The sequence below is a fragment of the Streptomyces sp. FH025 genome (assembly GCF_017427025.1).
Lineage (GTDB): Bacteria > Actinomycetota > Actinomycetes > Streptomycetales > Streptomycetaceae > Kitasatospora.
In genome coordinates this window covers 1-2,757 of the sequence record NZ_JAFLNG010000875.1, presented here as the reverse complement: position 1 = coordinate 2,757, position 2,757 = coordinate 1, and the positions used below count along the sequence as shown (strand labels likewise).

The window sequence follows — 2,757 nt, the reverse complement described above, 5'->3', positions numbered from 1 at the left end:
GCCCGTGCTCGCTGGTTCCGGACAGGCCCCGGGCCGGCCCGCTAGTCGTGCGAGGAAACCGGAGCCGCTTGAGCGGGAGGGGTCGGCGAGCCCGGCAGTCTTACGGTGGCCACCGCACCGCCCGTCGTGCCGTCCGGTCCGGGTGCCGCGGGGGCGAGCGACACCTCGCCGCCGGCGCTGCGGATCGTCTGTGCGACGATCGCCAGGCCCAGGCCGGAGCCGGGCAACCGCCTCGCGGACGGCGCGCGCCAGAACCGGTCGAACACGTGCGGCAGGTCTTCGGGCGCGATGCCCGGTCCGTGGTCACGAACCGTGAGAACGCCGGAGATCAGCGAAACATCGATGGCGCCGTCGACCGGGCTGAACTTCACCGCGTTGTCGAGGAGGTTGACCACGGCCCGCTCCATGGTGTGCGTATCCGCCCGTACATACCAGGGCCGCAGATCGACGTTGAACACCAGAGAGGGGCCGCGCAGCCTTGCACGGTCCAGCGCACGGGAGACGACATCGTGCAGCCCCAGCTCGGCGGCAGGAGCGGTACCCGCGGCTGGAAGGGGGCGGGAGAGGACCAGCAGATCGCCGATGAGGGTGGACAGCTCCACCATCTGAGCCTTCAGGTTGGCGAAGAGCTTCGCGCGCATGCCCTCGGGAAGTGCCCGCCCGGTCTCCTCGCTGCGAACCAGCAGATCGATGTTGGTGCGCAGGGAAGTCAGCGGGGTACGCAGCTCGTGGCCGGCGTCGGCGATCAGCTGCGACTGGCTGTCGCGGGAATGGGCGAGGGCGGTGCTCATCGCGTTGAACGCCTGACCGAGGCGGGCGATCTCGTCATGGCCGGCCACGTCGATGGTCGTCCCCGGCTCCTGGGTGCGTGCGATGTACTCGGCCGCCTGGGTGAGACGGTCGACGGGCCGCAGGGCCCTGCGCGCGAGCCACAGCGCGCCGAAAGCCGCGGCCGCGATCACCAGTGCGGCTGCGAAGGTCGTGATCAGGGCGAGTCCGAACAGCGCGTCGCGTACCGGGCGCAGGGGCTGGGACAGCGCGACGGCCGCAGTGGTGGGCTCGCCGTTGAACACGACAGGTCCGTAGCTGACCACGTACACACGCACGGCGTCACCGTTGGCCAGCTGTCCGTCGCGGAAGTAGGAGCGCGCGACTGCCCCCCTTGTCCCGCTGCTCGCCACCGGCAGATCGCCGTCCGTGACTTTCACGGACCGGGAGTCGTTCGGCGGACAGGACGTCCCGTCCGCGAAGATCACCGTGGGAACGGTGTCCCTCGTCATCCACGGCTGAGTGACGACCCCGCGGCACCAGTCGTTCACCGCCCTGATCTCGGATTGAGGAGACGCGTGGACATTTGGGGCCCATGCACGCGCCAGAGTCTGATCGACTTGAGCGGTCATCTCCCCGCGGGCCACGAACCAGCCGGTCACCGCGCACATCACCACGGCCAGTGACACAGCCGCGGCCGTGAATGACGCCAGCCGACCACGCAGAGTCATCCGGCCGAACCACCCGTCACGCAACCGAGACATCCCCATCCGTCCCCGCCCGCCCCGTCTCAGGGCCCGTATCCGCCTTGGTCACGGCCAAAATCCCGCGCCGTCGTCGTCCCCTCCGAATTCGGCACCAGGACGCCCCCGCCTAAAGGTCGGCCCCGAAGATAAGAAATACCTAAACGACTACCTGAGGTGCATCTGAGAAGCCGTCACCCTCCTGAGAGACGGGCGTGTTTCCGCTGGCCGGACATACAGGTGATACCGCACCCGCCCACCGACCCGCCGACACCTGACCTGTCGGCTCCGGCGGGCTCGCGGGTCGCGGGAACCGCCGGGGCCGGCCTTCCCGGCCGAAGCCTCGGCAGCGGATGCGGCCGCCTCCTGGTCGAAGAGGAGCCACTCGCCGAGGGTGATACCGGCAATCGACATGCCGCGGAGCATGCCTGAGCCGACCGGCAGCGGCCGCGTGAACCCCCGTGAACGGCTCGTGGCAGGACCGTCGGGGCCATTGTCCTTCCCTCCGGGCAAAGGCACTCTGCGCATAGGGAATTCCGCACATAGGGAGACGACGGGGTGCGGTTCGAGTACGTGCTGCTCGCGCTGTTGGCGGGCCGCCCGCTCAGCGGGTACGACCTGCGCAAGTGGGTGGAGACCGAGGGCCGGTTCCTGCGGTCGCGGGCCCATCACAGCCAGATCTACCGGCTGTTGGGGCGGATGGTCGTGGACGGCTGGGTCGAGTTCGAGGTGGACCCCCGCGAGGGCCGGCCGGACGCGAAGGTCTACCGGCTGACCCCGGTGGGGCGCGAGGCCCTGCTGGACTGGGTGCGCTCCCCGTACGACCCGCCGAGCCGCTTCCAGGACGCGGACTTCCTGGCCCGCTTCGCCCTCGCCGCCCCGCTGGACCGGCAGGCCGCGATCCGGCTGCTGCGCACCGAACTCGCCTTCCGGCGCGCGCAGATCGCCCGTAACCGCGACCGGGACCGCGGCCTGCGCTTCACCGATCCGCTCCCGGAGCTCGACCGGCGGCTGGCCCGGGAGGTCGCCGAGGAGCTGCACCGGTTCGGCGCCGCCTCGGTGGACCGCTGGGTCGACTGGCTGGAGCGGATGCTGACAAAGCTGGAGGACCACCGGCGGGCCGAAGAACCGGCCGCCGGGACGGAGGCAGACGCCCGATGAAGGCGATCACGGTGATGTTCGACAGCCTCAACTGATGCTCGCCAACGGGCTGTTCCTCACCCTGCCGCACCGCTCCCGGGCCGAC

Annotated in this window: 2 protein-coding genes; one reads left to right on the top strand and one right to left on the bottom strand. The window is 70.3% G+C overall.

Features of this window, described 5'->3' with window-relative positions; genetic code table 11:
• Positions 1 to 41: 41 nt before the first annotated feature.
• Entirely contained in the window at positions 42 to 1,457 is a 1,416-nt protein-coding gene (locus J0670_RS35075) for a HAMP domain-containing sensor histidine kinase (RefSeq protein ID WP_307806829.1), read from the bottom strand.
• A 612-nt stretch (positions 1,458 to 2,069) separates the two neighbouring features.
• On the opposite strand from J0670_RS35075, the gene J0670_RS35070 reads away from it, so the two are divergent.
• On the top strand, positions 2,070 to 2,672 hold the full coding sequence (locus J0670_RS35070; protein ID WP_207816553.1) for a PadR family transcriptional regulator: 603 nt from the start codon (positions 2,070 to 2,072) through the stop codon (positions 2,670 to 2,672).
• Positions 2,673 to 2,757: the final 85 nt, after the last annotated feature.